General features: G+C 54.5%; 19 protein-coding genes and 1 tRNA gene. 17 read left to right on the plus strand and 3 right to left on the minus strand.

Features of this window, described 5'->3' with window-relative positions; genetic code table 11:
- Positions 1-15 precede the first annotated feature (15 nt).
- Entirely contained in the window at positions 16-1,557 is a 1,542-nt protein-coding gene (locus ACOOFE_RS10485) for a M81 family metallopeptidase (RefSeq protein ID WP_420414872.1), read from the plus strand.
- On the opposite strand, the gene ACOOFE_RS10490 is transcribed toward ACOOFE_RS10485, so the two are convergent.
- On the minus strand, positions 1,554-2,465 hold the full coding sequence (locus ACOOFE_RS10490) for a LysR family transcriptional regulator (RefSeq protein ID WP_420414873.1): 912 nt from the start codon (positions 2,463-2,465) through the stop codon (positions 1,554-1,556). The genes ACOOFE_RS10485 and ACOOFE_RS10490 overlap by 4 nt on opposite strands.
- A 170-nt stretch (positions 2,466-2,635) precedes the next feature.
- Here ACOOFE_RS10490 and ACOOFE_RS10495 point away from each other — a divergent pair, with 170 nt between their 5' ends.
- From ACOOFE_RS10495 to ACOOFE_RS10565, 15 genes are all read left to right on the plus strand, one after another.
- Positions 2,636-4,219: an ABC transporter substrate-binding protein gene (locus tag ACOOFE_RS10495; protein WP_420414874.1), complete on the plus strand. Its 1,584-nt coding sequence runs from the start codon at positions 2,636-2,638 to the stop codon at positions 4,217-4,219.
- A gap of 62 nt (positions 4,220-4,281) precedes the next feature.
- On the plus strand, positions 4,282-5,259 hold the full coding sequence (locus ACOOFE_RS10500; protein ID WP_420414875.1) for an ABC transporter permease: 978 nt from the start codon (positions 4,282-4,284) through the stop codon (positions 5,257-5,259).
- Positions 5,256-6,173 (plus strand): ABC transporter permease, encoded by a 918-nt coding sequence (locus ACOOFE_RS10505; protein WP_141186380.1) that lies wholly within the window; start codon positions 5,256-5,258, stop codon positions 6,171-6,173. Before ACOOFE_RS10500 ends, ACOOFE_RS10505 begins: the two co-directional genes overlap by 4 nt.
- Entirely contained in the window at positions 6,170-7,144 is a 975-nt protein-coding gene (locus ACOOFE_RS10510; protein ID WP_420414876.1) for an ABC transporter ATP-binding protein, read from the plus strand. Before ACOOFE_RS10505 ends, ACOOFE_RS10510 begins: the two co-directional genes overlap by 4 nt.
- Entirely contained in the window at positions 7,141-8,139 is a 999-nt protein-coding gene (locus ACOOFE_RS10515) for an ABC transporter ATP-binding protein (protein ID WP_420414877.1), read from the plus strand. The genes ACOOFE_RS10510 and ACOOFE_RS10515 overlap by 4 nt, the downstream gene beginning before the upstream one ends.
- A 90-nt stretch (positions 8,140-8,229) precedes the next feature.
- Positions 8,230-9,654, plus strand: a complete 1,425-nt coding sequence (locus ACOOFE_RS10520; RefSeq protein WP_420414878.1) for a M20 family metallopeptidase — start codon at positions 8,230-8,232, stop codon at positions 9,652-9,654.
- 518 nt (positions 9,655-10,172) lie between these two features.
- Entirely contained in the window at positions 10,173-10,670 is a 498-nt protein-coding gene (locus ACOOFE_RS10525; protein ID WP_420414879.1) for a molybdopterin-dependent oxidoreductase, read from the plus strand.
- Positions 10,671-10,679: 9 nt separating this feature from the next.
- The gene (locus tag ACOOFE_RS10530) at positions 10,680-12,656 is read left to right on the plus strand and encodes a putative bifunctional diguanylate cyclase/phosphodiesterase (protein WP_420414880.1); all 1,977 of its coding nucleotides are present in this window, start codon (positions 10,680-10,682) and stop codon (positions 12,654-12,656) included.
- A 322-nt stretch (positions 12,657-12,978) separates the two neighbouring features.
- On the plus strand, positions 12,979-14,328 hold the full coding sequence (tig, locus tag ACOOFE_RS10535) for a trigger factor (protein WP_420414881.1): 1,350 nt from the start codon (positions 12,979-12,981) through the stop codon (positions 14,326-14,328).
- Between the two features lie 204 nt (positions 14,329-14,532).
- Positions 14,533-15,168 carry an ATP-dependent Clp protease proteolytic subunit gene (locus tag ACOOFE_RS10540; RefSeq protein ID WP_141186387.1) on the plus strand — a complete coding sequence of 212 codons (636 nt, stop codon included), beginning with the start codon at positions 14,533-14,535 and terminating at the stop codon, positions 15,166-15,168.
- A gap of 243 nt (positions 15,169-15,411) precedes the next feature.
- On the plus strand, positions 15,412-16,677 hold the full coding sequence (gene clpX, locus ACOOFE_RS10545; protein ID WP_141186388.1) for an ATP-dependent Clp protease ATP-binding subunit ClpX: 1,266 nt from the start codon (positions 15,412-15,414) through the stop codon (positions 16,675-16,677).
- Positions 16,678-17,014: 337 nt separating this feature from the next.
- Complete coding sequence (lon, locus tag ACOOFE_RS10550; RefSeq protein WP_420414882.1) at positions 17,015-19,444, plus strand: endopeptidase La; 2,430 nt, start codon at positions 17,015-17,017, stop codon at positions 19,442-19,444.
- A 187-nt stretch (positions 19,445-19,631) separates the two neighbouring features.
- Positions 19,632-19,907, plus strand: a complete 276-nt coding sequence (locus tag ACOOFE_RS10555) for an HU family DNA-binding protein (RefSeq protein WP_141186390.1) — start codon at positions 19,632-19,634, stop codon at positions 19,905-19,907.
- Between the two features lie 207 nt (positions 19,908-20,114).
- Positions 20,115-20,771 (plus strand): hypothetical protein, encoded by a 657-nt coding sequence (locus ACOOFE_RS10560; protein WP_420414883.1) that lies wholly within the window; start codon positions 20,115-20,117, stop codon positions 20,769-20,771.
- A 160-nt stretch (positions 20,772-20,931) separates the two neighbouring features.
- A tRNA-Val gene (locus ACOOFE_RS10565) sits at positions 20,932-21,007 on the plus strand.
- A 183-nt stretch (positions 21,008-21,190) separates the two neighbouring features.
- Here the strand turns inward: ACOOFE_RS10565 and ACOOFE_RS10570 are convergent.
- Positions 21,191-21,565: a potassium channel family protein gene (locus ACOOFE_RS10570; RefSeq protein ID WP_420414884.1), complete on the minus strand. Its 375-nt coding sequence runs from the start codon at positions 21,563-21,565 to the stop codon at positions 21,191-21,193.
- Between the two features lie 127 nt (positions 21,566-21,692).
- The gene (locus ACOOFE_RS10575) at positions 21,693-22,943 is read right to left on the minus strand and encodes a pre-peptidase C-terminal domain-containing protein (protein WP_420414885.1); all 1,251 of its coding nucleotides are present in this window, start codon (positions 22,941-22,943) and stop codon (positions 21,693-21,695) included.
- 324 nt (positions 22,944-23,267) lie between these two features.
- Here ACOOFE_RS10575 and ACOOFE_RS10580 point away from each other — a divergent pair, with 324 nt between their 5' ends.
- The gene (locus tag ACOOFE_RS10580; RefSeq protein WP_420414886.1) at positions 23,268-24,926 is read left to right on the plus strand and encodes a Na/Pi cotransporter family protein; all 1,659 of its coding nucleotides are present in this window, start codon (positions 23,268-23,270) and stop codon (positions 24,924-24,926) included.
- The last annotated feature ends 660 nt before the right edge of the window (positions 24,927-25,586 follow it).

Below are 25,586 nucleotides of genomic sequence, written 5' to 3' on the forward strand. Positions count from 1 at the left end.
CTTGCGGGAGGAAGAGTGTTGGCATCACCCAAGGTTGCGCTTCTGGGCATGATACTGGAATCAAACCGGTTCGCACGTCCAGCCGATGAGGAAGATTTTCGCTCTTTGACGTGGCTTGACGGGGAGGCCCTGCTTAAAGAAGCGCGGTCCGTAACGCCGACCTTGGCGACCGAGTTTGCTGCTTTTGTCCGGGCCATGGACGCCACCCGCGACTGGCAGTCCGTCCCCTGTACACTTGCGGCAAGCCATCCGGCCGGGCCAGTGAAACAAGATGTCTTTGATTCAATCTGCGAGAATATTGTCCGGCATCTATCGGAGAATGGTCCCTTTGATGCTGTTTATATCTGCAATCACGGGGCAATGGTCGCCGAACACAGCCACGATCCGGACGGTGATCTTATGACACGCGTGCGAGAGGTCGTTGGCCCCAAGCCGATCATCGTGAGCACTCTGGATCTTCATGCAAACATGTCGTCCAAGATGGTGGATGCCTGTGATCTGATTGTCGGCTACCGGACCAACCCGCATGTCGATATGATAGAGCGTGGTGAAGAGGCAGCATTTTCACTGCGGCGCTGTCTTTCCAGCGGCACAAGGCCAAAAACTGTCCTCAAGCGCCCGCCAATTGTTCCGGCATCGGTCACGCTCTTAACGGCGGATGGGCCTTATGGCGATCTGATCGACTTTGGACAGCGCCGCCAGGCGGAGATGGGCGGAACGATCCTGAACGTCTCAGTGTTCGGCAATTTTGTCTTTTCCGACACGCCGGACAACGGTTTGAGTGTGGTTGTGACGGCCCGCGATGATCAGAAACAAGCAGAAAATTTGGCGGGAGAAATTGTGGAACGTGCCTGGCAAAACCGGGACCGGTTTGTCCGGGAACTCACGTCCATCGATCAAGCTGTCGCGTTGGCAAGCAATCCTGGAAAAGCGCCCGTGATTTTTTCCGACGCCGGCGACAACCCGGGCGGTGGCGGGTCCGGCCGGACCACGGAGCTTTTGAGCGCTCTTTGCGCCAGCGGCGCAAAGGACGTGATCTATGGATCGTTCTTCGATCCTGACCTGGCAGCCGAAGCGTACCAGGTAGGCGTCGGAGCCAGCTTTTCTGCAACTTTCAACCGCAATGCTGGAACAGAAATCTGGGAACAATGGAATTGCCCGTTTGAAGCAGAAGCCAAGGTGCTTGCCCTACATGACGGAGACGTTGTCGGAGAACGGGGCATTACCCAAGGCCGCCGGATGCATCTAGGGCCCTGCGCCGCCTTGGATCTCGGCGGTTTAAAGGTTGTTGTCATCTCTGACCGGGCACAAACGGCGGATCCCGTCTTCTTTCACATGCTTGGACTGGATGTCGGTGCTGCCAAGTGTGTGGTGGTGAAATCCCGGGGCCATTTCCGCGCTGGATTTGACCAATGGTTCGCGCCCGATCAGGTCTATGAAGTCGATACGGCGGGCTTGACGAGCCCCGTTCTTGAACGTTGGCCGTTTCAATACCTTCCGCGTCCAAGTTTCCCACTGGATCCAGATACAGTTTGGCCGGAAGACGTGCGCGGCTAAACAGGCTCCGAATAATCGTCTGGCTCCGTGGTGTCCTTCACATATTCCATGAATTGCTGGGCGAGTTCGGACGGTTGCCGTCCGGTCGGCAAAACGAAGCTGGTGTCGTAGGTGATTGGCGCGTCGAAGGGCCGGACCGAGATGCCCGGCATCCCCTTGGACAAGACGGGAAACGGGTTGAGCAGGGTAACGCCAAGTCCTGCCCGTACCAATTCGATGGCTGCCATGTTGGTTGCTGTTTCTGCGACGGTGCGCGGTCTGACACCCGCTCTGGCAAAGAGCTGTTCTGTGATAGCGCGTGTCCCAAGTCGTCTCAGAAATTCGATCAGCTCCACGCCCTCCAGATCCGACGGGGTGATGATGTCTTTTTCTTCCAAGGGATGGCCGGCTGGCATGGCGCAAACCACCTTGGAGCGCCGCCAGGGAAGGAGGGTCACGCCTGAACGCCGGATCATAGCGCTGGTCAGGCCAAGATCGTAGTGCAGGTCGAGTATGCCGGAGACCAAGACATCCGTTGCTTGAATGTCGAGTTGAAGGTTCTTGCCCGGATTCTGTTTTAGGAAAGCGGCAACTCTGGAAATGATGTAGTTGTGCGCGAGCGTCGGCGGAACAATCAAGCGCAGCGGCTCTTCATCTGCTGATGCCCATTCAGCGCCTTCGATCAAGGCCAGCGTCTCAAAAAGCGGGTCGAGCTGGTCGTTGAGCCGGAGGGCGGCGGCCGTCGGTTCAATCTTACCGGCACTTCGCAAAAACAGCGACCGGCCAACGCGTTGTTCGAGCTGTCCCAATGCCCGGCTAATCGAGGATTGTGACACACCAAGCCGGCGGGCGGCGCCAATCGTCGTGCCGGTAGTGACCAAGGCACGCAGCGCTTCCATTTCCCTCAATCTGTGTCGCGGTTCTGCCATAAGGTGAGGATCCCATTTTCGTCATAGTCAGTATCCAAGTTGAATTATCCTATGCAGAAATGGATTAACTTTCCAGTTGGCAATGAATTTTCTGCAAGCTAACATCCTTTCCATCGTGCGGCAAAAGTCCGGAAAACGGATATCGCACCTTCCGAGGGAGTTACATTGTTATGAGAAAACTAACAGCTGTTGCTGCTGCAACGGTAAGCGCGCTCGCGTTATTAACTGGAGCAGCTGCCGCAGAAAAACTAACCATCGGCTTGGCCTCTGAGCCAACTGCGATGGATCCCCATTTTCACAATCTGGGTCCAAACAACGCCATGTCGGTTCACATCTTTGACCGGCTGATTGCTCAGGACGAAAAGCAGCGCCTGTCGCCAGGCCTGGCTGTGTCTTGGAAGCCGATCGATGACCTGACCTGGGAATTCAAACTGCGCGAAGGCGTCAAGTTCCACGATGGATCCGATTTTACAGCCGACGATGTCGTCTGCACCATGGAACGTGCACCGGATGTGCCGAACTCCCCGTCGAGCTACGGCACTTACCTGAAGGGCAAAACCTTCAAGAAAATCGATGACTACACAGTTCATGCCATCACAGCGGCGCCTTATCCGCTGATGGCGAATGATATCTCCAACGTCCCGGTGGTCTCAGACAGTGCCGGCTGCGGCGCAGCAACCGAAGACTTCAACTCCGGTAAAGCTGCTATCGGCACGGGTCCGTTCAAGTTCTCAAGCTACAAGCCAGGCGAAAGCATCAACCTGGTCCGGAACGACGATTATTGGGGCGATGCTCCGGCCTGGAGCGAAGTTGAGTTCCGTCCGATCAAGTCCGGCCCAAGCCGGGTGGCTGCGCTTCTTGCCGGCGACGTTGACATGATTGCGGCCGTTCCGACGACCGATATCAAGACCTTGAGCGAAAAAGCCGATCTTCAGCTCAGCCAAGGTGTCTCCAACCGGGTTATTTATCTTCACATGGACCAGTTCCGCGAGAACTCGCCGTTTGTGAAAGGCAATGATGGTTCGGATATCAAAAACCCGCTGTTGGATCAGCGCGTCCGCCTGGCTATTTCCAAGGCGATCCGCCGGGATGCAATCGTAGAACGCGTGATGGAAGGCGTGGCTATTCCTGCTGGTCAGTTGTTGCCAGAAGGCTTCTTCGGCGTTTCCAGCAAACTGAAGCCTGAACCGTATGATCCGGAAGGCGCAAAAGCCTTGCTGGCCGAAGCCGGTTATCCGGACGGTTTTCAGTTGACCATTCATGGCCCGAATGACCGTTACATCAACGACGCTAAGATCGTGGAAGCAATCGGACAGATGCTCACACGTATCGGCATCAAGACGGCAGTGGAAACAATGCCACGGTCCGTCTATTTCGGCCGGGCGTCCCGCGGCGGCGCGGATGGTCAGCCGGAGTTCAGCTTTATCCTGGTTGGATGGGGTGCAGGCTCTGGTGAAGCCTCTTCACCGCTGAAATCCCTGATCCACACCTATGACAAAGACCAGGGCTTTGGGTCTTCGAACCGTGGCCGTCATTCCAATGCCGAAATCGATGCAACGATCGAAGAAGCATTGCGGACCGTGGATGACGAAAAGCGCCAGGACCTGTTGGCCAAGGCCACCGAAATGGCCATCGGTGATGTTGCTATCATCCCGACCCACTTCCAGGTCAACACTTGGGCCACCAAAAAGGGCCTGAAATATATTCCCCGCACCGACGAGTACACACTCGCCATGGGTGTCGTGAAGGAATAACTGGCAGTTACCGGACCGCTGCTGTCAGCGGTCCGGTTCTCCCCCTGAACTGAGAACCTCTCATGTCTGTTTTTGTCATCCGCCGGCTGATGCAGGCGATCTTCGTCGTGTTTCTCATGTCGGTGATCGTCTTCTTCGGAGTGAATATTGTTGGCGATCCGGTTTACATGCTGGTCAGCCCTGATGCAGATCAGGCAGACATTGAAGCCGCGATCCGCCGTCTTGGGCTCGACCGCCCGATTTGGGAGCAATACCTTCTGTTCCTGAAAGGGGCCGCGCAGGGCAATCTCGGCGACTCCTTCATCTTCGGCGAACCGGCTCTGAAGTTGATCCTCCATCATATGCCGGCAACGCTCGAGCTGGCGTTCAGCGCGCTGATGATGGCGATCGTGATCGGAATTCCGCTTGGTCTCTACTCTGGCCTTTATCCGGACCACGTGGTGTCGAAGGGCATTATGGCCGGATCAATCCTTGGGTTTTCCCTGCCCACATTCTGGGTCGGGTTGATGATGATTTTGCTGTTCGCCGTTGAACTTGGCTGGCTGCCATCAACCGGCCGCGGGGATACAGCCTCAGTCTTTGGAATCCAGACCAGTTTGGCGACTTGGGACGGCTTGACCCACATTATGCTTCCCGCGCTTAACCTTGCGCTATTAAAGATCTCACTGGCGATCAGGCTGACGCGGGCCGGGGTACGTGAAGCGATGAGCCAGGACTATGTCAAATACGCCCGCGCAAAAGGCGTTTCGACACAGCGCATCATCTTCGTTCATGTCATGAAAAACATCATGATCCCGGTGGTTACTGTCATGGGACTGGAATTCGGCAGCCTCATTGGATTTTCGGTCGTCACCGAAACAATCTTTGCCTGGCCTGGGATGGGCAAGCTCCTGATCGATGCGATCCTGCAACTCGATCGGCCTGTGGTCGTCGCCTACCTGATGATCATGGTCCTGTTCTTTGTCGTGATCAATCTGGTCGTCGATATTCTCTATTCAATCCTGGACCCGCGTGTCCGTCTGCAGGATCAGGGCGCATGACCGATACTACGATTTCGTCGTCAACTCCGGCCACGGTCAAGGTGGAAACACCTTTTCAACGGTTTCGGGCGGAGTTTTTCGAAAGCCGCATTGCCACGGCCGCCTTCTGCATCCTCGCGATCATTCTGCTTCTGGCGATTTTGGCTCCGTGGATCACGCCACAAAACCCCTATGATCTTGCCCAGGTGGACGTTTTGGATGGGCGGTTGCCGCCCGGATCTGAAGCCTTTGCCGGATACACCATGTGGCTCGGATCTGATGGAGCCGGCCGGGATCTTTATTCGGCGATCCTATATGGTCTCAGGATCTCAATTTCCGTTGGCCTCGCCTCTGGGGTGATCGCCCTCTTCATCGGTATGACAGTGGGCTTGATCGCTGCTTATGCCGGCGGCCGGACCGAAGCCATCATCATGCGGGTGGTCGATTTGCAATTGTCTTTTCCGGCGTCCTTGGTGGCCTTGATGCTGGTCGCAGCTCTTGGAAAAGGGGTCGACAAGATCATCCTGGCCCTTGTGGTGGCCCAGTGGGCCTACTATGCCCGAACGGTCCGGGCGACGGCTTTGGTGGAACGCGGCAAGGAATACGTCGAAGCCGCGCAATGTCTGGGCCTTTCGAAGATGCGGGTCGTTTTCCGGCACATCCTGCCGAATTGCCTTGCCCCGCTGATCGTGGTTGGCACCGTGCAGACCGCCCATGCCGTCTCATTGGAAGCAACGCTGTCCTTCCTGGGGGTCGGATTGCCGCAAACCGAACCATCTCTGGGTGTTCTGATCGCCAACGGCTTTGAATACATGCTGTCCGGCCGGTACTGGATTTCGGTCTTTCCCGGTTTTGCCCTCTTGATGACCGTGGCGTCGATCAACCTTGTCGGAGACCAACTCCGAGATGTTCTCAATCCGAGGCTTAAGAAATGACCGCGGTCCTGGAAGTAAGCGGGCTGAAGACGCATTTCTTCACGCATGCCGGTGTTGTCAAAGCCGTCGATGGCGTCGACTTCACCGTCAACAAGGGCGAGGTGATGGGCCTTGTTGGAGAATCTGGATCTGGAAAATCCATCACGGGGTTTTCTATTCTGGGTCTCATTGATCAGCCCGGGCGGATCGTTGAGGGCGCTATCCGGTTCAATGGCGATGACATTGCCAATGCGCCGGAGGAAAAACTCAAAACGATCCGCGGAAACCGGATTTCGATGATTTTCCAGGACCCGATGATGACCCTAAATCCGGTCTTGCGCATCGATTCCCAAATGATGGAAGCGATCTTCGCGCATGAGAAAGTGTCCAAGAGGGAAGCCTGGGAGCGTTCCCGGGACGCTCTTGGTTTGGTCGGCATTCCATCCCCTGAAGAGCGGTTGAAAGCCTATCCGCACCAGCTCTCTGGCGGGATGCGCCAACGGGTGTCGATTGCCATCGCCTTCCTGAACAAACCAGACTTGATCATCGCCGATGAGCCGACGACCGCGCTCGATGTCACCATCCAGGCGCAGATCATCCACGAAGCGCAGAAGCTGACGCGCCAGACCGGAACCGCGATGATTTGGATCACCCATGACCTTGCTGTTGTTGCCGGCCTCGCAGATCGAATATCGGTGATGTATGCCGGCCGGATCGTTGAACAGGGGCTAACAGACGACGTGATCGATCACCCGCTGCATCCCTATACCGTTGGTTTGCTGGGGTCTGTGCCGACCGCCAACAAAAGGGGCGAACGGCTGTTCCAGATTGAGGGTATGACACCGAACATGCTGGCTCTGCCCGAAGGCTGTGCTTTTGCGCCGCGTTGTGGAGCTGCGAGCGCTGCCTGCAAAGCTCCGCCTCCAGTGGAACATGTGGCAAACCGCGAACTGCGTTGTTTCAATCCCCAGGCACAGGTGGCAGCCCAATGACCACGCCACTTGTTGAGATTAAGAACGTCTCCAAACGTTTTGCGAAACGGCTCGATGTTGCCGGAAAAATCGCTCAGAAGCTGGGGGCCAATGTCCGCGAAGAAGTGGTGCATGCGGTCGACGAAGTGAACCTAGATATCCGCGAGGGTGAGGTATTGGGCCTTGTCGGGGAATCCGGCTGTGGTAAATCCACGCTTGGCCGCGTGGTTGCTGGGATTCATGCACCGAGTTCAGGTCAGTTGCTCTTTCAAGGCAACGACGTGGCCGCCATGTCCAGTGCCGAACAGCGGGCTGCGACCCTCGCAATTCAGATGATCTTTCAGGATCCCTTCGCCAGTTTGAACCCGCGCATGCGGGTTGAGGACATAATCGGCGAAGCGCCGCGGTTTCACGGCATTGTCTCGCGGTCTGAGGCTTCGGACTACGTTGATGACATCATGCGGAAAGTCGGGCTCGATCCATCGTTGAAGCGGCGCTATGCCCACCAGTTTTCCGGCGGTCAACGTCAACGGATCGGTATTGCGCGGGCGCTCGCAGTCAAACCAAAGTTTCTTGTCTGTGACGAAGCCATCGCGGCGCTGGATGTCTCCATCCAAGCCCAGGTGATCAATCTCTTCATGGATTTGAGAGAAGAATTCGGCCTGACCTACCTGTTCATCAGCCATGATTTGAGCGTTGTCGAGCACATCGCCGACCGCGTGGCGATCATGTATTTGGGCCGGATTGTCGAAAGTGCATCGACTGAAGAAATCTTCAGTGCGCCCAAACACCCCTACACAAAGGCGCTTCTGGCAGAAGCGCCGCGGCTCGATCAGAGAAAGCGCGATTTTGCGCCGATCGAGGGCGAGATTCCATCACCGTTGGACCCGCCGAAGGGGTGTTATTTCAATCCACGCTGCCCACACGCACAAGATCCGTGCCGCCGGGAACAGCCTGGCCTTGAAACCTTCGGCGAGAGCCATTCGGTCGCTTGCCACTATTGGAAGGACGTCTGATCCCCACAGCCGGGATCGTTAATCGAGTTGCTTGCCACGTGCCACTTTGCTGCGGCGCGGCGGGTATGTGCTGCCTTTTGGGAGGAAGAAATGAAAAACACTGATCGCGTTTGGGACTTGGTCGATGCCCGCCGGGAGGATTATGTCGGTCTGTCCGATCGTGTCTTCGACCTCCCGGAAATCGCCTACACCGAGTTCAAATCTGTTGCCGAACACAAGAAGATGCTGGAACAGGAAGGCTTCAAAATAGCTGAAGGTGTTGCCGGCATCCCGACCGCAATCGTTGGCGAGGCCGGTGATGAAGGGCCTGTGATCGCCATTCTCGGCGAGTTCGATGCGCTGCCGGAACTGGGACAGACAGCGGGCGTTGCCGAACATCAACCCGTCGAAGCTGGCGGTCCCGGGCATGGCTGCGGGCACAATCTTCTGGGCTCGGCCGCGCTTATGGCAGCTTCGGCAGTTAAGGATTATCTCGCCGAACGCGGCCTCAAAGGCCGTGTGCGCTACTATGGCTGTCCAGCCGAAGAAGGCGGTGCGGCCAAGACATTCATGGTGCGCGAAGGATTGTTTGATGACGTCGACGCGGCAATCTCTTGGCACCCGGCGACGTTTACGGCGGTCAACGAAGCCAATTCACTTGCCAACACGCGCATCGATTTCACATTTCATGGCCTGGCGGCCCATGCGGCCGGCGCACCCGAGCTCGGCCGCAGTGCGCTGGATGCCATCGAGTTGATGAACGTCGGCGTCAATTACATGCGGGAGCATATGCCCGATGATGCCCGGGTGCATTATGCCTATTTGGACGCTGGGGGGATTGCGCCCAATGTTGTGCAGTCAAAAGCAACTGTCCGCCAGCTTGTCCGGGCCAGAAATCTGAAAGAGTTGCGCGGCCTGATCGACCGGGTGCGCAAGATAGCCGAAGGCGCAGCGTTGATGACGGAAACAACCGTTGAGACCAGCGTCGTCAGCGGGGTTTCCAATTTGATCGGCAACCGTCCTTTGGAAGAGACCATGCAGCGCAATCTCGACAGATTGGGCGCGCCTGACTTTGACGACACAGACCGGGAATTTGCTGACAAAATCCGCAGCACACTCAGTGAAGACAACATCACCGTCTCGTTCCGGCGGATCGGCGCTGAGGTGGATCTGGATATGGCACTCTGCGATTTTGTGGCTCCGCTCGATAGGCAAAGTGAAGGCGGAGAGGGCTCGACCGATGTTGGCGATGTCAGCTGGGCAGTGCCGACCGTGCAGGCCCGTGTGGCGACGTGTGCAGTTGGAACGCCGTTCCACACTTGGCAGTTGACCGCGCAAGGCAAAGCTCCGGCTGCGCACAAAGGTATGCTGCATGCTGCGAAAATCATGGCAGGAACCGCGGTGGATCTGTTCGAAGACAGCGAAGTTCTAGATCAGGCGATCACGGCCCACAAAGAAAAGCTCGCGCGCGACCCTTACGCTTGCCCGATCCCCGATGACGTCGGTCCGCCACTGAAAGCGATGAGTAATCAATAAAATATCAAAATCTCATCTAGGTGAAATTAGCGGGCAGTCCGGATGTTCACTTCCGGTGCCCGCGAATCGTCCGAAACAACTGCGGTTCTTCGCTCAGCCTCATGAATGAGTTTTCTGGCAACCGCGGGGGAGGGCGTTTCTTTCGCTTCTCGGATTGGCTGCCTGATTGAGGAAAACAAGCAGATCATCTGTGTTGAGCTCGAAGACGAGTTTGACGGTGATGCCCATAGCAGATTTCAATCCGAACAAATTGGCGTGGTGGCAGTGTAAGGCAAGCTGTAGAGCCGGGAATGCCGGTCCCGAACAGTTTTAGTCCGTAAGTTCGTCAGTGAAATTTCCGTCACCGGATAACTACATAAGTATAAATATAGATGGCAATGTTTTCATTCGGAAAAAGTTCAATAAAGTCATATGTAATTTTTGATTAAGTTTAAGTGGTAACGGCAAATTTACAAAACCCTTTTCAAATATATTGCAGATGGGCAAGGGTTGGTTTTGTGAAGTTGCTGGAGAATTGAATGATTTCCTGTTTTTGGAAAGGTCTGTCGGGAATACTTGTTGCTGTTCTTATCGTTGGTCAATGGTCGACCGTTGCCGATGCTGAGGAACAGGTCATTTTGAAAATCAGCGGCAATGTTTCAGCGGACGGGGAGATCCTGTTCACGCGCAATGACTTGGAAGCGCTCGGGTCAACGGAAATCGCCACAACAACGCCCTGGCATGATGGGGTGGTGCGTTTTGAAGGTGTTCCGCTGAAGAGTTTGTTGGCGCATGTCGGGGCACTCGGCAACGATCTAACTGTCTTCGCGCTCAATGATTATTCTGCGACAATTCCGATGAGGGACCTTGAAGAATTTAACCCCATTCTTGCCCTGAAACTGAATGGAAAACACATGGGAGTTGAAGACAAGGGGCCGCTTTTTGTCATCTATCCCTTTGATTCAGACAAGAATCTTCAAAGTGAAATCTATTTCTCGAGATCCGTTTGGCAGGCCAACAAGATCCTCGTGAAATAGGCTATCGGGATGCAGTGGCCAAAAATCCAGTTTTCTTGGCAGATTTATTTGATAGCCGGGATATTGATATTCGGGTCGCTCACAGCGCTCAATATCGCGTCCTTCGACAATGCACGCCTGTCGATCAAACAGGCTATGCGTCATGACACGTCTTGGAATGGCGCCAATGGCCGCATCGAGGTGGAAAAACTAAAATCAGCCTTGAGCTCGTATCTTCTTCTCCAAGATGATGCTGGAAAAACACGTGTTGATCTCCAAATTGCAATCGTAAAAAGCCGCCTGGGTACATGGAGCCAGGGATCCTTTGGTGAATTTGTGAATGAAGACACTGATCGAATTGAGCGATTGGCGCAGGCCAAACAAGTCCTAGTTGACATTGAGGACTTGATTTCAGAGCACACAGCAATCGCTGAGCGTAAAGAGCTGATGGAGAAATCAAATCAACTTTCGAGAATTTTTCATGATTTAGGATCGTTGTCGCATCAAACGAGTATGAACCGGGCAGCTGCAGCCCGCGAAGAATTGCAGCACCAGCAACAAATTCAAAGGCGGATCTCTGAATTCCTTATGGGGCTTGGTGCGCTGTTGCTTTTTGTAGCGATTAGGCAAAACGTATCGCTTAAATCCGCATCTGATCTGGCAGTTGCGAATGCGCATAAATTTGCTCACTTAGCAAAACACGATCCGGTAACAGGGCTGCCAAACCGGACTGCTGTCGATGAAAAGTTGACGGCCCTGGCAAGCGCGCAACAAAAGCCGCAACGGGTGTGCGTTCTTGCTGCGGACTTAGATGGGTTCAAGCGCATCAATGATATGTTGGGTCATATCGTCGGCGACGCAGCCCTGAAGGCAGTTGGCCAGCATTTGATCAAAGCCGTTGAAATGTCCGGAGCAGCGGGAATGGTTGCGCGAGTGGGCGGCGATGAGTTTCTGATCATCCTGGAGAATTGTGATCAGGATTGGTCCTTGCCTGATTTTGCCAGAAGTCTGTTGCAGTCTTTGGATGTGCCGATGGAAACTGAAGCCGGGAAAGTAAGCCTTGGATTGTCGATTGGCTATGCGGAGTCCAACTACCAGCAGCAGGCTTTTGTTCATCTGATTATGGATGCCGACCTTGCTCTGACCGAAGCCAAATTGCGCGGGAAGCGGCGCGCGGTCGCCTATAACAATGCTTTGAGGACGAAAATGAAGCGCAGGGAGGCGGTGGAGGATGCTCTGCCGTCGGTGGCACGAAATCATGAGATCCGGCCGGTGTTTCAGCCTTTCTTCGATATTCAAACTGGCCGGTGTGTGGGATTTGAAGCTTTGGCGAGATGGGCCCATCCAGAGCTTGGTCAAATTGCACCAGATGAGTTCATCTCAATTGCGGAAACGACTGGAGATATTGTTGATATTGGTGGCCATATTTTGCTTCTAGCGTGCCGCGAGGCGGTCAGTTGGGAATCTGACGCTGCCATTTCCGTGAATCTCTCTATGTCGCAGATTTTGCGGTCAGACATTGTTCGCGACGTGCGCAAGGTCTTGGACGAAACTGGGCTTGATCCGCACAGGCTGAAACTGGAAATTACTGAAAGTGTTTTGATTTCCGACCTAGATCGTACCGTCGCCGTTCTGCGCCAGTTTCAAAACATGGGTATTCGAGTCTCTTTGGATGACTTTGGGACCGGGTATTCAGGTTTGTCCTACCTGGCAAAATTCGCTTGGGATGAAATCAAGATTGACCGCAGTTTTGTGATTTCCGCCGGATCTTCTGAAGATGTTCGCAATGTCGTCAAAATGGTGGTCAAGATCGCTGCGCAGCTTGGCGCTGTTGTCACCATCGAGGGCATTGAGACGCATGAGCAGAGAGAGCAATTTGCTAGCTTTGGCTGCCATACCGCACAAGGGTTTTTGTTTGGAAAGCCGCAAGGTCGAGATAAAATTTCTGGATACCTTCAAAGACAAATTGTACCGCTGGGTAGACCAGCCAATCCATTGCGGGCATAGGAATTGAGGGCGCTCGCGAAGCGGGTTTAGCAAGACCGGGAAACGAGCAGGGTGGCTCAATGCCATTTCCCAGATCTCAGATTGAAGAATATACAGCCGTTTTCTGCGTCAATAACGGGTGGTTCATCGCCCGCAAGACTTGACACTTTCGCCCCCAGCCTTTATCGCGCTCCCATCGTGCGTCTTGGGCTCTGCTTAAGGCGTGCACCGCTATTGGAATGCTCCTGCAAAAAGGGGAGTGGGCGGTGCGGCACACGGAAATTTTGATAATCAACACCTCCAGGGCGCATTGCCGCTCAGGACCGAGGACGAAGCAAAACCCATGCAGGTAACCGAAACCCTCGCCGAGGGCCTCAAGCGCGAGCTGAAGATCGACATTCCGGCTGGCGATCTGGCAGCCAAACTCGATGAATACATGGACGACATGAAGTCCAAGGCCAACATCAAGGGCTTCCGTCCGGGCAAGGTTCCGGTCGCGCATCTGAAGAAGATGTATGGCCGCCAGGCAATGGCTGAGATCCTGTCGAACACCATCCAGGAAACTACTCAGAAGGCCGTTGAAGAGCGCTCCGAGCGCCCGGCGCTGACACCGGAAATCGATCTGCCGGACGAAGAAGCTGAAAAGATCCTGGCCGGTGACGCCGACCTGTCCTTCAAGATGACCTACGACGTCCTGCCGGACTTCGAAATCGTTGACTTCGGCGGCTTTGAGATTGAACGTCCGATCGTTGAGATCGCCGATGAGGAAGTCGACAGTCAGGTTTCTGACATTGCCAAGAACAACACACCGTTTGAAGCAAAAGACGGCGCAGCTGAAGACGGTGACCGTGTCACCATGTCTTACCTCGGCAAAGTTGACGGCGAGCCTTTTGAAGGCGGCGCTGACGAAAACGGTCAGCTCGTTCTGGGCTCAGGCCAGTTTATCCCGGGCTTTGAAGATCAGCTGATCGGCACCAAGGCAGGCGACGAGAAGGTTGTTGAAGTAACTTTCCCGGAAGACTACCCGGCTGCCCATCTGGCTGGCAAAGCCGCGACCTTTGACGTTGTCGTCAAGGAAGTTGGCGCACCAGGCGAAGCTGCGATCGACGACGAGTTTGCAAAAGGTCTCGGCCTTGAGTCGCTCGACAAGCTGAAGGAAATCGTCCGCGGCCAGATCGAAGGCCAGTTTGGCCAGATGACCCGCCAGCGCGTTAAGCGTCAGCTGCTCGACAAGCTCGATGAGCATTATTCTTTCGAACTGCCGGAAAAACTGCTGGAATCTGAGTTCCAGGTCGTTTGGCAGCAGGTCGAAGAAGACATGAAGCGCAACGAAAAGACCTTCGAAGACGAAGAGACCACGGAAGAAGAAGCTAAAGCGGAATACCGCAAGATTGCTGAACGCCGTGTCCGTTTGGGTCTGGTGCTGTCTGAAATCGGTGAAAAGAACGACATTCAGGTCACCGAAGAAGAAATGCAGCGTGCGCTTTATGACCGGGTCCGTCAGTTCCCGGGTCAAGAACAGCAGGTGTTCGAGTTCTACAAGAACAACCAGCAGGCGCTCGCGTCCCTGCGCGCACCGATCTACGAGGAAAAAGTCGTCGACTTCATGCTCGAGCTGGCAAAAGTCAGCGACAAGACGGTGACCAAGGAAGAGCTGGAAAAGCTGGTTTCTGAGGATGAAGACGACGCGTAAGGCGTTTTTATCCCGAATAATCCCCAGATGCGACGGCAACTTTAACTTTGCTTTCACGCCGCATCTGCCATGACTTTGCGTTGAGGGCGGCATCCCTATATATGGGATGTCGCTTTTTTCGAATTGGGCCATGAAACGATGCGCTTTCATGGTCTGTGTTCTGCCCAAGGCCCTTGGGCAACATCTCAAGCATATGGATGAGGTATGAAGGATCCTGTCGATATCTACATGAACACTCTCGTGCCGATGGTTGTCGAACAGACGAACCGGGGCGAGCGGGCCTTCGATATCTACTCGCGCTTGCTGAAGGAGCGCATCATCTTCCTGACCGGACCGGTGGAAGATCACATGGCAACGCTGGTGAGCGCACAGCTTCTGTATCTGGAAGCGGAAAACCCGTCTAAAGAAATCGCGATTTACATCAATTCGCCGGGCGGCTTGGTGACCTCCGGTCTCGCGATTTACGACACCATGCAGTTCATTCGCCCCTCGGTGTCAACGCTCTGCATTGGTCAGGCTGCGTCCATGGGCTCTCTGCTTTTGGCTGCTGGTGAAAAGGACATGCGCTTCATTTTGCCGAATGCCCGCGTCATGGTTCATCAGCCGTCCGGCGGTTTCCGCGGTCAGGCAGCCGACATCATGCTGCATGCTCAGGAAATCCTGGCCATGAAGCGGCGGCTCAATGAAATTTACGTGAAGCACACCGGCCAAAGCTTGGACCAGGTTGAAGAAGCGCTGGAGCGCGACAACTTTATGACCGCCGACAAAGCCAAGGAATTTGGCATTGTTGACAAGGTCATCACGGATCGGATGAGCCTGGGCGGCGAAGAAACGTCGTAATTTGCGGGTTTGTGCAATAATCACGGGGCGATTTCCCGTGGTTTTGCCGGAAAAATCCATAGGTAACACAGGGTTTTCACCTTCGCCTTAAACCTATATTGATTTTTAACGGCGAACCATGGTGACATCCTACAGGAAAGTGCGGCACTTTAGGTGTCTAACGCTTTCAGTTCGGATCTGGCTCTATTGGGCCAAATCCGGGAAGATAAGGGGTGAAGGCCCCAGAAACGCGAGGTTGATTACATGACCAAGGCCAGCGGCAGCGATTCCAAGAATACGCTCTACTGCTCCTTCTGCGGCAAAAGCCAGCACGAGGTCCGCAAGCTGATCGCCGGCCCGACTGTTTTCATTTGCGATGAATGTGTCGAGCTGTGCATGGATATCATCCGCGAGGAAAACAAATCCTCGCTGGTAAAATCTCGGGACGGAATCCCGACCCCTCAGGAAATCCGCGATGTTCTGGATGACTATGTCATCGGTCAGGGCAGCGCGAAGAAGGTCCTGTCGGTCGCCGTTCACAACCACTACAAGCGTCTGAACCACGCCACCAAGAACAATGATGTTGAACTGGCCAAGTCCAACATTCTTCTGGTTGGTCCGACAGGTTGCGGCAAGACACTGCTTGCGCAGACCCTGGCCCGCATCCTTGATGTGCCATTTACAATGGCGGATGCAACGACATTGACCGAAGCCGGTTATGTCGGTGAAGACGTTGAGAACATCATCCTGAAGCTGTTGCAGTCGGCCGACTACAATGTCGAGCGGGCGCAACGGGGCATCGTCTACATCGATGAAATCGACAAGATCAGCCGCAAGGCCGACAACCCGTCGATTACCCGTGATGTGTCGGGTGAGGGTGTCCAGCAGGCACTCTTGAAGATCATGGAAGGCACGGTGGCCTCCGTTCCGCCTCAGGGCGGGCGCAAACATCCGCAGCAGGAGTTTCTGCAGGTGGACACCACCAATATGCTGTTCATCTGTGGCGGTGCGTTTGCGGGTCTCGACAAGATCATTTCCGACCGCGGCACCCAGACGTCCATTGGCTTCCAGGCGCAGGTCCATGCACCTGAAGACCGCCGGATCGGCGAGCTCTTCTCTGAGCTGGAGCCGGAAGATCTTCTGAAGTTCGGTCTCATTCCGGAATTTGTAGGCCGTCTGCCGGTCATCGCCACTCTGGAAGACCTCGACGAAGATGCGCTGATCACTATTTTGACCGAGCCGAAAAACGCGCTCGTCAAGCAGTATCAGCGTCTATTTGAGATGGAGCAGGTCGAACTGTCTTTCCACGAGGACGCCCTGCGGGCGATCGCGCAAAAAGCGATCGAGCGCAAGACCGGTGCCCGTGGCTTGCGGTCTATTCTGGAATCCATCTTGCTCGATACCATGTACGAGCTGCCGGGTCTGAAGGGCGTCAAGGAAGTCGTCATTTCACCAGAAGTGGTGAATGGCGAAGCGCGTCCTTTGTATATCTACGAAGACCGCGAAGAAACCTCTGCTACGAGCGCGTAAGCTAGCGGCAAGCGCTTAAGTTTAGACGTTTGAAAGTGCCGCTCTTTCGGGGGCGGCATTTTTGTTTTTTGCACAGCCAATTTGGTTTGGGGTGCGTTATCCACCGTGCCGGTGAGTCGTCAACAGACAAGTCCGTTTCTTAAGACGCGATTGCCTTGACACCGGGGCGGCAGGTAGCCACCTAATAGAGCGAAAGGACGGCTTGTGCGGATCGTCGGCACGCCCATCCGGGGTGTTTACGATCCGGCCCTCGGCAAATACCGCTGAAAGCCGTTTTCCAGTGTCTCTGGCTGCCTTTTAATGAGTGGGGCCGGAACACGCCGAGAAAGGAAAAAAAATGAGCGACGCAGAAATCCGCGCCACTGATCCAGACTCAACGTCTGTGTATCCCGTCTTGCCCCTGCGCGATATTGTCGTCTTCCCGCATATGATCGTTCCGCTGTTCGTTGGCCGTGAGAAGTCGATCAAGGCGCTTGAAGAGGTGATGACCACCGACAAGCACATTCTCCTTGCGACGCAGATGAATGCCGCCGACGATGATCCCAATCCGGACCAGATCTACAACGTCGGTACGCTGGCAACCGTGTTGCAGCTGCTGAAGTTGCCGGACAACACTGTCAAAGTGCTGGTCGAAGGCGGCGCGCGCGCGCAAATCGGTGAGTACTCCGACCGTTCAGACTATTTCGAAGCCACAGCGACTGTTTTGCCTGAAAAAGACGGCGAAAACATCGAAGTGGAAGCTTTGGCGCGCTCCGTGATCGCCGAGTTTGAGAACTATGTGAAACTGAACAAGAAGGTTTCTCCGGAAGTTCTCGGCGCGGTAAACCAGATCGACGATTATTCGAAATTGGCCGATACCATTGCCTCACATCTGGCGATCAAGATCCCGGAGAAGCAGGAAATCCTTGGTGTCGTTTCTGTCTCCGAACGGCTTGAGCGTGTCCTTGGCATGATGGAAAGCGAGATTTCCGTCCTGCAGGTGGAAAAACGCATCCGTTCGCGCGTCAAGCGCCAGATGGAGAAAACCCAGCGCGAGTACTATCTGAATGAGCAGATGAAGGCCATTCAGAAGGAGCTGGGTGACAGCGAAGACGGCAAGGACGAGATTGCCGAACTCGAAGAAAAGATCAAAAAGACCAAGCTGACCAAGGAAGCGCGCGAACGCGCTGCTGCCGAGATCAAGAAGCTGAAACAGATGAGCCCGATGTCTGCGGAAGCGACCGTGGTACGGAACTATCTGGACTGGCTGATCGGCATTCCGTGGTCAAAGAAATCCAAGGTCAAACACGATCTCAGCTTTGCCGAGACCGTGCTGGACACTGATCACTATGGCCTAGAAAAGGTCAAAGAGCGGATCGTCGAATACCTGGCGGTTCAAAGCCGGGCCAACAAATTGCGTGGTCCGATCCTCTGCCTCGTCGGCCCTCCAGGTGTTGGTAAAACCTCGCTTGGTAAGTCGATTGCCAAGGCAACGGGCCGAGAATTTGTCCGTATGTCGCTGGGCGGTGTGCGCGACGAAGCGGAGATCCGTGGCCACCGGCGGACCTACATCGGCTCCATGCCGGGCAAGGTCATCCAGTCGATGAAAAAAGCCAAAAAATCCAACCCGCTCTTCCTGCTCGATGAGATCGACAAGATGGGCATGGATTTCCGCGGCGATCCGTCATCCGCACTGCTTGAGGTCCTGGATCCGGAACAGAACTCGTCCTTCATGGACCACTATCTGGAAGTCGAGTACGATCTGTCAGACGTGATGTTCGTGACCACGGCCAATACGTTGAATATCCCGGGTCCTTTGATGGACCGGATGGAGATCATCCGGATTGCCGGTTATACGGAAGAAGAGAAGGTGGAAATCTGCCGCCGTCACCTCATTCCGAAAGCTGAAAAAGACCACGGCCTGCGGGAAGGTGAGTTCACCATCGAAGACGAAGCGCTTCAAAAAGTGGTGCGCCGCTACACCCGTGAAGCCGGAGTGCGGAACCTTGAACGCGAAATGGCGACCCTTGCCCGGAAATCGGTCAAGGATATCCTGATGAGCGATAAGGAAAGCATCACGGTTACGCCGGAGCTCGTCGAGGAATACCTCGGTGTACCGCGGTACCGCTATGGTGAGGCTGAACTGGAAGATCAGGTTGGTGTTGTCACCGGTCTTGCTTGGACCGAAGTTGGCGGCGAACTGCTGACGATCGAAGGTGTCATGATGCCGGGTAAAGGCAAAATGACCGTTACCGGCAACTTGAAAGACGTGATGAAGGAATCAATTTCGGCAGCGGCATCTTATGTGCGCTCCCGGTCTGTTGATTTCGGCATCGAGCCGCCGTTGTTCGACAAACGCGACATCCACGTGCATGTGCCAGAAGGCGCGACGCCGAAGGATGGTCCGTCTGCCGGTATCGCCATGGCAACCGCGGTGATTTCGACCATGACCGGCATCCCGGTGAAACGCGATGTTGCCATGACCGGTGAGATCACCTTGCGCGGCCGGGTCCTGCCAATCGGTGGCCTAAAGGAAAAACTCCTGGCGGCTTTGCGCGGCGGTATCAAGTTGGTGATGATCCCGGAAGACAATGCCAAGGACCTGGCGGATATTCCGGACTCGGTGAAAAACTCGCTCGAGATCATCCCGGTTTCCGGCATGGAAGAGGTGCTCAAACACGCTCTTGTACGTTTGCCGGAGCCCATTGAATGGGATGCCGATGCGGCGGAAGCTGCAACCAAGGCGGGAGGTTCGGATGACGACACAACAGGTGTCGTTGCCCACTAAAACCGCTCAAACAATGTATAAAATGTCAAGCCCCGGCCAAACCGGGGCTTTTCTTTTGAATAATTGGTCAAAATGGCTGTTTTCTGCGAAAAAACCTCTTGCGTTTCGTCTCAAATCTCGCGAATTTCGCGCAACGGCGCTGACAGGAATCGTCGGCATACGTCCGTTTCTTAGAAAGGTATCTGCTATGAATAAGAACGATCTGATCGCAGCTGTCGCAGAAAAGACCGGCCTGACAAAGGCACAGGCAGGCGAAGCAGTTGACGCATCTTTTGAAGCTGTCACTGAAACGCTGAAAGGCGGCGGCGAAGTCCGCATCATCGGTTTTGGTAACTTCACTGTTTCCGAACGTGCTGCTACCGAAGGCCGGAACCCGCGGACTGGCGAAACGATCCAGATCCCGGCTTCTAAGACGCCGAAATTCAAGGCTGGTAAAGGCCTGAAGGACGCTGTGAACGCTTAATCGTTCTCAGAGGTCATAAAGACCCAAGAACCCCGTGCTTGAGTGATCAAGGGCGGGGTTTTTCTTTTGGCGTTTTGGTTAGAGCATTTTTGAACAATACGGGGTCACTTGATAGGTTCAAATCTGCTCTAGATGACGGGAACCTTGCAGGGAGCCGGCACTCTCAACTAATGTAACTATAGGTATTATAGCTGTTGGATGTCCGCGATGCCGCTTCATGCAGTGATCAGCCAAAGGCGGAATGCCCTTTTTGAAGCCTGGAAGGCCGATTCTTTTCAACAGGTCCAGGTGGAAAACATTGAAGACCTGCGCCGCCACGCGTTTCTCGATGATTTGGATCTGGAGGTCGAGACGGAGAAGTCCGGCCGCAGAAGCTTAAAGAACGCCATTGTCGTGCGCCGTGACGGCAATCCCGACACCAATGCCAGTGTCTGGGTGCGGGCGAGCTACTCTGGCTACCAGAAGGCTTGGTTGGGCTTTGTCAAACAGGTTTACAAGATCGACGCGAAACCGGCGGATCTGGCGGGCTACAACATCGATCATCTGTTGAACCGCGCACGCAGTCCGGGCGGGGCAGGGTTCATCCGGATCGAAGCGATCAATGACCAGGTTAATCAGGCCTGGGGCCGTATGTTTGAAAAGGCCGCCAGCAATCCGGAGTTTTATGCCAACCAGGAACGTTATGGCCGGAAATTATCCTGGTTGATTGCCGCAAAGCTGATGGGCCAGATGCCGCCGCGCGGCCCTTCCGATCAGCAAGGCATCAACCGGCTGGTGAGTTTCTTTAACTCCCAGGGCTTGGCGCAGGACAATCCACGCGAAGGCCTGACAAATATGCTGGAGTTTGCCTATCGGTTCCGCTGACCTGCTGTCACGAGCCCTCAAGAGAAATCGTTATAAAACAACTTCTTTTCGCAGCTGGCCATCTAAAATCATCCACAGGCAAATCGCGTTTTTTGAAATTCTTCAATTTCGCACTTGCCAAGCGGAGAGGGAGCCCATAAAAGGCATCTCACCTCGTTGAGGGCGATTAGCTCAGTTGGTAGAGCGCTTCGTTTACACCGAAGATGTCGGGAGTTCGAGTCTCTCATCGCCCACCATTCTCCCACAAATAATATTTCATTTTTCTACGGGCCGTAGATGGCGCTCCTGCGCTGAGGCGTTAGCTTTTTCCGTTAGAATGATGTCCCGTCTGTCTGCCCCTGCTGGGCAGAAGGACTAGGTCGGCAATCCCGATTTTGCCGGGGTACAGCTCAGAGGCAGACGTCCGGCAGGGCTCGACCCTAAAGGTGACCTTTTCCGGATTTTATGGACCGGGCTTCAGCAGCATCCACATCTTGTTCAATCTGCAGCAAGGCACGGGCGAACTGCGTGAAAAGCGCGACAAATACGCCAACTCCAACAAACAGATATATGACGGTAAACAGTTTGCCTGCTGTTGACTGGGGCGCCAGATCACTGACGCCGACGGTGGCAACGGTCATAGCGCTGAAATAAAGCGCGTTAACCCAGCTCCAGCCTTCAACAGTTTTGTAAAATATCGTTCCCGACAAGAGGATCAGACCGGCCAGCAGAAAACCGGAGCGAAAATGCGGCCTATTCCAGGACCGGACAATGGCCTTCAGCAGACGGATCAGGGTGAGAAGTGTTGAGAGCATGGTTTTCGGGCCTCCGGATTTCGAGGGGTGGCACGCTTACCCTAGGGGCGCTTCTAAGGCGAGCGGTTACAGCCCTTCGACGAAAACACATTCTGCTCTCAAGTGATCCGAAAACGCTATGGCTGAGTTATGTAATGTCCACGTAGCCGACAATGCCTTCGTAGTTCATGTTGGACAGTGTGTTGATGACGTTGTCTTTCTCCGCTTCATTGGCGGTGTAGAAGTGTGTTCCGGTTTCTGAGTTGAAAAACCGGTAAAGCGCGATGTCATCGGAATCTGCGGTGCTGTGCAGGTAATAGGCAACGCCTTCGTAGTTAAACTGAGGCATATTGGCGATCACCGAGTCTTTTTCAGCTTCATTAGAGGTGAAAAAGTGGGTGCCAGTCTGCGTATTAAAAAACCGGTAGAAGGCGATCGCATTTGCATCAGAGTTGTTCACGCTCTTAAACGCCACGTTTTCATAGGCAAAATCGGGCAGATTTTCGTTGATCGACACGGCTTCTGTGAAGTCGGGTGAATAAAAGTGCGTTCCAGTGGCGGTGTTGAAAAAGCGGAATACGCCGAGATCGACATCGGTGATGGTGACGCCATTGGAACCGGTAGACGACCGGCTTTCCGTGACCGTCATAGAGTAGGTTCCAGGGTCGGTGTTCAGCCGGTTGGTTCCAAGCGTTATGATACCGGCATAGTGGCTGGCAAAATCAGTCGGCAAACCGCCCGACATTGCTTCAATGTAATAAACTCCGCTCACTGTCGGCGTATAGGTGATCAGGGCATTGTTTCCTGATCCGTCGTCATCGTCGGTTTGTACCGGGTTACTTGAAGACGAGCTTGAATATAGCCTGAGATACGGGTCAAGGAGCGTGCCAGCTCCGGTCGACCATCCGTTGAGAGCGATGGTGTAGGAATAGCCAGCGGTCATATTGACGGCGAACCAATCCGTGTCGCCCAAAACTTCCAATTCCCCGCTTGTCGCCCCATTGGCGCTAATGGTTGTTGCGGAACTGGCATCGTCTCCAAAATCGTCGCCGCCATAGGTGGAAACGGTCAGAACGTAAGTGTCACCGATGTTGTCGATGGGATCCAGGTTTTGGCGAAGATAGATCGTTTCGGTCTCTTCGGCGGTGTAAAGCAGGTTTCCGTTGAGACCGACGCCATAGCCCGTATCTGTGGTGTGCAGGTTCGGGTCATATACACCCAAGCCGGCACGGTCCAAGGTGCCTTTCCCCGTGGCGTAGCCTTCCAGCTGGATACGGTAAGTTACACCAGCAACAGCCTCGAATGTGAAGTAATCAAATTCACCAAATTGCGTGAAATTGTAAGACTGACCAACTGTAAGTGTGGGGGAGCCAGCCCATATTTCTTCTATTGTCGGCATGTAATTCTTCCTCCTGCAACCCGGTTCTGGTGTTGGGGATTTGAACTACTTTATCTTTACATAAAACCTCTTTCGATAGGACTGCGTAAAAATCCCTATTTTTAAGTTGGTTTGCCTTGAGGTGGTTTGAAGTGAAAGGCGACAAGGTTCGGATTGCTGATAATTACAGGACCAAAATCGCGGCTTCTTGGACCTGGATGAGGACATAGGATCACAAATAAGTGCACTGTGTGCATTTAATGCTGGCCAGCACTATAGTGTTGGGTGTATCAGTTGGTTAAACGGCAAACGAAATAGAACGAATAAAGTCAGAAACATACCAAAATGTTCGCAATCGCCTTGATCAAGGTTCTTGGGGCGGTGATGCTGCTCCTTTATGCAGTCCGGATGGTACGCACGGGATTTGAACGGGTTTCAGGTCCAAGCCTGCGCCGGACCATTGGAAAAGCCTCCGCCAATCCTTTTGTTGGAGCATTGTCCGGCGGGGCCGTGGCAATCCTTTTACAGAGCGCAACCGCTGTCGCCATGCTTGCCGCGGGGTTTGCAGCTTCCGGCTTCATGTCAACGGCGGCCGGTCTGGCAATCCTCTTGGGAGCCGATCTTGGCTCCGCGCTTGTGGTCCAGTTTTTATCCTTCGACCTCAGTTGGCTGATCCCGCTGTTACTGGCCGTGGGGGCGTGGCTGTTTCTGAAACTTGACGCACGCACGGCAAAACAAGTCGGCCGGATCATGATCGGGATTGCGCTCGTTTTGATGGCGCTGCAAATGATCAGCGAATCGACGGAACCTTTAAAACAGGCGTCGTTTATGCCTGCGGTGGCCGGGTATCTTGCCAGTGATCCATCAACGGCGTTGATGATCGGTGCTCTGCTTGCGTTTCTCGTCCACTCCAGCGTTGCAGCCATCTTGATGATCGTGACCTTCGTCGAAAAGGCGGGTCTGCCGCTGGACGCAGCCGTTCCTCTCGTACTTGGTGCGAACATTGGTGCCGGTCTGGTAGCGTTATGGCTAACCCGCGCCATGGATCTGAAAGCGCGCTTGCTGCCGATCGGAAATTTCCTGTTCCGCTCTGGCGGGGCGGTCCTGGCGATGGCGCTGTTGTCACCTCTTGAAGATCCGCTTGCCGGTTTGGCGACGACCCCTGGACAGCAGCTTGTAACCCTGCATGTCCTCTTCAATCTTCTTTTGATGCTGAGTTGTTTGCCATTGGTCCGCCCGGTTGCCTGGGTGCTGGATAAATGGACAACCAGAAGCACGGCGCAGCCAGGGGAGGTTCCTTTAGCGCCCAAAAGTGCGTTGGATCCGGGGGCAGTCACTGTGCCGCGTCTGGCGCTGGCCAGCGCGACCCGGGAACTGCTGCGCATGGGAGAGGTGGTTGCGGCCATGGCGCGTCCGGTCATCTTGATGCTGGAAAAGGGCGAGAAGGACCAAATCCAGCAGCTTCAAAAAAGCGATGCAGCCGTCAATCAGATCCATTCCGACATAAAACTCTATATCGCAGAGGTCAGCCGGGGTGAGTTAAACCAGGAAGACGCCGAGCGCAGCATGGAGCTGGTCAGTTTTGCGGTTAATCTGGAGCGGGCAGGGGATTTGATCTCCAAGAACCTCTATGGCTTGGCTCTGGAATTGCAGGATCGGAAAATCCGGTTCTCCGACGATGGTTTGAAGGAGCTGTCGAACATGCATGACCGGGTGCTGGCCAACATGCAGCTTGCCATGAATGTGCTGGTGTCTGGCGATGTTGAATCCGCTCGGGAGCTGATCGCCGAAAAGGACCATATGCGGGAGCTGGAGCGGGAAAGCCATGGGCTGCATCTGGAGCGGCTGACATCCCGCACGCCTGAGAGCATTGAATCGAGCAATGCCCATCTGGAAGTCATGCGTAGTCTGAAAGAGATCAACTCTCTATTTGCGGCTGTCGCAGTGCCGATCCTGGCAGAACAAGGCCAGCTGCGCGACACACGGCTGGTGCCAGCGGAATGATCATGGTTTTGGATTGGTGGAAGAGGTGTGGACCCACTTCAGTTGAACATGAGACCGCTTAGACGCTTTTGCCAGAAGGTCTAAAAACCATTGTTCATACCTTTGCCGGTGTTGTCAGCAGGTCGCGCCATCCCATTTCGATGAAAGCGCCGTGACCGGCACTGGCGCGAGTGCTGGGCCCAAGATCCTTGAAGAGTTGTCCCGCGGGGCGTCCGCCTGGTCTTCGAACTGCTTCTGGTGCCGGTTTTGGTTTGTCATGAGCTGGCGTACTTTGTAGGTGTTGTCTGCGGTTCCATCTCAAAGAACAAACAAGTGACCGGTACCCCTGCAATTAGGGGCTTATGGCGTTTTTCCGCGGCCGACCGTAAGGGAAGGTGACCGCACTGGTTTCAGCATGCGTCTGCCTTGATAAGAGCCGTTTTGAATAAGATATTGAATCGCTGAAACAAAAACGATTTTTTTTCTGATAAACGACGGTGAGTGCGTTGAGCTTGTGGGCGGAGTTGTCCACAAGAGGATAAGGGCAATTGAAGCAGTTGAATGGCTCAATCCGGCGGCTTTTAAAAAAACGACATATAACACTGGTCAGAGTGCTTGACTTCATCTCTCAGCCGCCGTACATCAGCGCCACTTCGCGACGACATCTCGTCGCCGCGCGAA

Origin of the sequence: Roseibium sp. (assembly GCF_965216085.1) — a bacterium.
GTDB lineage: Bacteria > Pseudomonadota > Alphaproteobacteria > Rhizobiales > Stappiaceae > Roseibium.

Bases quoted from the DNA above. Each gene is read 5' to 3' on its own strand.
- ACOOFE_RS10490 (WP_420414873.1), bottom strand. From the start codon at position 2,465: ATGGCAGAACCGCGACACAGATTGAGGGAAATGGAAGCGCTGCGTGCC.
- ACOOFE_RS10495 (WP_420414874.1), top strand. From the start codon at position 2,636: ATGAGAAAACTAACAGCTGTTGCTGCTGCAACGGTAAGCGCGCTCGCG.
- ACOOFE_RS10500 (WP_420414875.1), top strand. From the start codon at position 4,282: ATGTCTGTTTTTGTCATCCGCCGGCTGATGCAGGCGATCTTCGTCGTG.
- ACOOFE_RS10505 (WP_141186380.1), top strand. From the start codon at position 5,256: ATGACCGATACTACGATTTCGTCGTCAACTCCGGCCACGGTCAAGGTG.
- ACOOFE_RS10510 (WP_420414876.1), top strand. From the start codon at position 6,170: ATGACCGCGGTCCTGGAAGTAAGCGGGCTGAAGACGCATTTCTTCACG.
- ACOOFE_RS10515 (WP_420414877.1), top strand. From the start codon at position 7,141: ATGACCACGCCACTTGTTGAGATTAAGAACGTCTCCAAACGTTTTGCG.
- ACOOFE_RS10520 (WP_420414878.1), top strand. From the start codon at position 8,230: ATGAAAAACACTGATCGCGTTTGGGACTTGGTCGATGCCCGCCGGGAG.
- ACOOFE_RS10525 (WP_420414879.1), top strand. From the start codon at position 10,173: ATGATTTCCTGTTTTTGGAAAGGTCTGTCGGGAATACTTGTTGCTGTT.
- ACOOFE_RS10530 (WP_420414880.1), top strand. From the start codon at position 10,680: ATGCAGTGGCCAAAAATCCAGTTTTCTTGGCAGATTTATTTGATAGCC.
- tig (WP_420414881.1), top strand. From the start codon at position 12,979: ATGCAGGTAACCGAAACCCTCGCCGAGGGCCTCAAGCGCGAGCTGAAG.
- ACOOFE_RS10540 (WP_141186387.1), top strand. From the start codon at position 14,533: ATGAAGGATCCTGTCGATATCTACATGAACACTCTCGTGCCGATGGTT.
- clpX (WP_141186388.1), top strand. From the start codon at position 15,412: ATGACCAAGGCCAGCGGCAGCGATTCCAAGAATACGCTCTACTGCTCC.
- lon (WP_420414882.1), top strand. From the start codon at position 17,015: ATGAGCGACGCAGAAATCCGCGCCACTGATCCAGACTCAACGTCTGTG.
- ACOOFE_RS10555 (WP_141186390.1), top strand. From the start codon at position 19,632: ATGAATAAGAACGATCTGATCGCAGCTGTCGCAGAAAAGACCGGCCTG.
- ACOOFE_RS10560 (WP_420414883.1), top strand. From the start codon at position 20,115: ATGCCGCTTCATGCAGTGATCAGCCAAAGGCGGAATGCCCTTTTTGAA.
- ACOOFE_RS10570 (WP_420414884.1), bottom strand. From the start codon at position 21,565: ATGCTCTCAACACTTCTCACCCTGATCCGTCTGCTGAAGGCCATTGTC.
- ACOOFE_RS10575 (WP_420414885.1), bottom strand. From the start codon at position 22,943: ATGCCGACAATAGAAGAAATATGGGCTGGCTCCCCCACACTTACAGTT.
- ACOOFE_RS10580 (WP_420414886.1), top strand. From the start codon at position 23,268: ATGTTCGCAATCGCCTTGATCAAGGTTCTTGGGGCGGTGATGCTGCTC.